This window comes from Kocuria rhizophila (assembly GCF_003667225.1).
GTDB classification, from domain to species: Bacteria; Actinomycetota; Actinomycetes; order Actinomycetales; family Micrococcaceae; genus Kocuria; species Kocuria rhizophila.
Genome location: NZ_RCOM01000130.1, coordinates 1 through 3899, shown reverse-complemented (window position 1 = coordinate 3899; position 3899 = coordinate 1). Strand labels below are relative to the sequence as shown.

2 protein-coding genes and 3 tRNA genes are annotated in these 3899 nt (G+C 72.2%); 4 read left to right on the top strand and 1 reads right to left on the bottom strand.

Going from position 1 to position 3899, the window contains the following annotated elements; genetic code table 11:
• Nucleotides 1–184: 184 nt before the first annotated feature.
• On the bottom strand, nucleotides 185–1543 hold the full coding sequence (locus D9R02_RS11400; RefSeq protein WP_259463962.1) for a D-arabinono-1,4-lactone oxidase: 1359 nt from the start codon (nucleotides 1541–1543) through the stop codon (nucleotides 185–187).
• Between the two features lie 306 nt (nucleotides 1544–1849).
• On the opposite strand from D9R02_RS11400, the gene D9R02_RS11395 reads away from it, so the two are divergent.
• The 4 genes from D9R02_RS11395 (at nucleotide 1850) to D9R02_RS11380 (ending at nucleotide 3535) form a co-directional block, all read left to right on the top strand.
• Nucleotides 1850–2797 carry a universal stress protein gene (locus D9R02_RS11395; protein ID WP_070637098.1) on the top strand — a complete coding sequence of 316 codons (948 nt, stop codon included), beginning with the start codon at nucleotides 1850–1852 and terminating at the stop codon, nucleotides 2795–2797.
• 354 nt (nucleotides 2798–3151) lie between these two features.
• Nucleotides 3152–3224 (top strand) — tRNA-Glu (locus D9R02_RS11390).
• An 88-nt stretch (nucleotides 3225–3312) separates the two neighbouring features.
• A tRNA-Asp gene (locus D9R02_RS11385) sits at nucleotides 3313–3386 on the top strand.
• 76 nt (nucleotides 3387–3462) lie between these two features.
• A tRNA-Phe gene (locus D9R02_RS11380) sits at nucleotides 3463–3535 on the top strand.
• Nucleotides 3536–3899 lie beyond the last annotated feature (364 nt).

Below are 3899 nucleotides of genomic sequence, written 5' to 3'. Positions count from 1 at the left end.
GGGGCGGGGTGGGAAGCACCGGGTGCGCCCGGGCTGCCCGCCCCGCCCCGCGGCGTCGGGGCGCGCGGGTGCTGCTGGGGGAACGACGCCGCCAGCACCGTCCCCGGGGTGAGGTGACCTTCCTGCCCCGGCCGGGGGCCGTGCGTGCACCCCCGGTCCGTGCCCGCGGCGTCGACCGTGCGGATCAGACGCCGAGGACGCGGTGGGTGTGCTCGTTGAGCAGCAGCCCGTGGGGGTCCAGCTCCGCCCGCAGTGCCAGGAACTCCTCCCAGCGCGGGTAGAGCGGTGCGAGGTCCGCGGCGGTGCGCGTGTGCAGCGTGCCCCAGTGGGGGCGGCCGCCGTGCTCCACCAGGATCCGCTCCGCGGCGGTGAGGAAGGACTGGCTGGGGCGCCTGCCGTACTGGCGCAGGTTGATCCACCCCGTGTAGCGCCCCGTGGCCGGGGACAGGAACCCGGGGTCCGGCGGAGAGCACCGCACGGTCAGGGGGAACGAGAGGTCGTACACGTGGGCGTCCGCGAGGACCTTCAGCTCCCGCACCGCGGAGGCCGTGGCCTCCAGCGGCAGCGCGTACTCGGCGGCCACGTAGCGCACCGGACGGGCCACCGTGAACACGCTGTAGGACACGTCCGTGTAGCGCCGCGAGCTCTCCGCGAGGGACTCGATGCGGTTCAGCCCGGTCACGGCACGCGGGATCAGGTTCCCCACGCGGCCCAGCCCGGCGGTCAGGGAGGTGCGCAGAACGGCGTCGTCCGCGCGGCGCAGCGCCCGGGAGATCGGTGAGGCGGGGCGCGTGTAGGAGTCCGGGAGGCGGTGCAGGCGGCTCAGGATGCGGGTGTGGGCCGTGGTGGTGCCCGGCATCCAGGAGAACTCGACGTGGTCCGCGGCGGACATGCGCTCCTGCAGGGTGTCCAGCAGCGCACCGATCGGCTCGCGGAACTCGGCGCAGTGCAGCCGGAACGCGCTGACGCACTGGAAGGTCACGGAAACCACCACGCCCAGCACGCCCAGGTGCACCCGGGCGGCGTCGAACAGGTCCGGGCGGTGGGTCTCCGAGCAGGAGATCAGCTCACCGGTGGGGGTGGCCAGGCTCAGCCCGATCACCTGACCGCCCAGGGACGGTTGCCCCAGGCCCGTGCCGTGGGTGCCCGTGGCCAGCGCGCCGCCCACGCTCATGTGCGAGGAGTCGGGGAGGTTGGCCAGCGCCAGCCCGTGCTGCTCCAGGATCAGATTCAGCTCCTGCAGCGTGGTGCCGGCGAACACCGTGACCCGCTGGTGGTCCTCGTCCACGGAGACCAGGCCCTTGAGGGCGGAGGTGTCCAGCAAGACGCCCTCCGTGGGGACCAGAGGCGCGCAGCTGTGGCCGGAGCCGGCAGTGCGCAGGCTCAGCCCGTGCTCCTGCGCCTCGCTCAGCACGCGCAGCACCTCGTCCGAGGTGGTGGGACGGACCCGCACCGTGGGATCCGCGGTGAGGTTGCCTCCCCAGGACCGCCACGTGCCGTTCTTCACCCGGGCCGTCATGCCCGGTGCTCCGCGTGTGCTCACGGCTCGTCTCCGTTCCGGGGGCGTTCAGCCCCCTCGATCCTCATCCGTGCCGGCACTGCACGTGCCCTCGCCCGCGCCGGCGCACCGCTGACGCTCTGCCTGCGGCGTGCGTCGCAGCCGTCGCGGGCGCCCGGAACCGCGGGGGTTGGCCGTGTCGCGTGGCCAGGACCGCACGGGGCGGGCCTGACGTGCGCCGCGGCGTCGTCGCAGCGATCCGGACGTCCCCATCATCTCACCGCAGCCCCGCCGCCGGTGACCGGGTGGCTAGGCTGGGAGCAGGAATCCACGGTCGGGGAGGGAACAGCAGTGAGGGCACCAGACGCCGAGATCATCGTAGGAGTGGACGGCTCCGAGCAGAGCCTGGGCGCCCTGCACTGGGCCGCACGGGAAGCACGGCGCCGCGGCGCACCGCTGCACGTGGTCACCGCCTACACGGTGCCCATGATCGGGGGGTCCACGTTCGACGTGGGCTACGCCGCGTTCGACGACGCCGCCATGAACCGCGCCGTGGAGGAGCTCGTGGCTGACGCCCGACGCCGCGTGGCCGAGCTGGACGTGGAGGTCCGGTCCACGGTCCAGGCCGGGGACCCCTCCGGTGTGCTCGTGGACCTCAGCAGGGATGCGCAGCTGCTGGTCCTGGGGTCCCGGGGCCACGGGAGGTTCCTGGGCCGGCTGCTGGGTTCGGTGTCCACGGCGGTGCCCGCCCACGCGCACTGCCCCGTGGGGATCATCCCCCTGCAGTGGGGCACCGACTACCGGGTCAGTGAGAACGTGAGCCGCCGCCCGGCTTTCGTGGACGGCGTGACGGTCGGCTCGGACGGCTCTCCGCACGCGAGCGCCGCCATGCTGTGGGCCGCGGACGAGGCGGAGCAGCTGGGGGTGCCGCTCACGGTGCTGTGCGCCGCGCCCTCGGATGCCGGGTCCTACGCCTGGCTGCCCTCTCCCGTGGACTTCGACGACCTGCGCGGTGAGGTGCGGGCCGCTCTGGACGTGTGCGTCCAGTGGCTGCGCGGCCACTTCCCGGGGCTCGAGATCACCGGGGAGCTCGCGGACGGATCGCCCATCGACGCCCTCGTGGAGCGCTCCGCCCGGAACCAGCTGGTGGTCACGGGCACGCGCGGTCGCGGCGGGTTCGCGGGCATGCTCCTGGGCTCCACGTCCCAGGGGGTGCTGCACCACTGCACCGGGCCGGTCATGATCGTCCCGTCCTTCGAGGACCCGCGGCTGGCGGACCGTCCTGAGGTGACGGTCTAGGGCGCAGCTGTCCGCACTGGGTGGTTCCCGCCCGCGTCATTCGCGAGAGGAGGGCCGCTGCCCCGGGCACACCGTTCCGTGGCGCACCGTGACGGGCCTCAGCCCCGCTGGACGTTGCCCGGGGAACCGGTCGGGTCCGGCTGGGCCACTCTCATCCGGAAGGGCCGTCTGCGTGCGTCCGGTCCGCCCCATACCCGGTCGGGGTGACAACGGGAGTGTTCGTCCAGGGCGCCTGCAGGATCAGCGCCCCGGATCGGCGGGGGCCGGGGGTGTTTGTGGAACGGGTGGTTTGCCTCTAGGATGTTGGAGGTCCATCGTCCCATGGTGCCCTGTGTGCTGTCGGACGGAGTTCTGGCCCCCATCGTCTAGCGGCCTAGGACACCGCCCTTTCACGGCGGCGGCACGGGTTCGAATCCCGTTGGGGGTACGGTTTCCACTCGGAGCACCGCCGGGAACACGATTTGCACAGTGAGTCGTTCGTCCTGGTAGGATATCCACTCGTTGGAAACAACCAAGGCCCTGTAGCGCAGTTGGTTAGCGCGCCGCCCTGTCACGGCGGAGGTCGCGGGTTCAAGTCCCGTCAGGGTCGCTCAGGCGGCGATGAAAAGGCAACTTTTCGCGCCGTCGCGGCATATCACCGAGAGGTTTCCTCCCGGTGCGTGCCTGGCTCTGTAGCTCAGTTGGTAGAGCGTACGACTGAAAATCGTAAGGTCACCGGATCGACGCCGGTCGGAGCCACTGAACCCTCGCGTGGCTTCTACACGCGGGGGTTCTTTGCTGTCCGGGGTGGGTGCGCCATCCTTCTCCGGGACGAACGGGGCACCGGACCCCCATCCCCGCGTGGCGGGAACGACGACGCCCGCCGTCTCTCCAGCCCCGCGCGCCGTGCGCGCGCGCACCTGACCCCCAGCCCACACCGAGGTTGCGGGCCTACGGTGGACACTGATGGACGGGGCTCAGGGCAGTGGGCTCCGCGCGGAAGAGGGAGCTGGCCATGCAACAGCGGATGCGCGTGCTGTGTGCCACCACGGTGCTGGCGGCACTCTCCGCCGGTCTGACCGGATGCAGTGCCCAGAGCCCCTCCGGCGCGTCCCTCGAGACC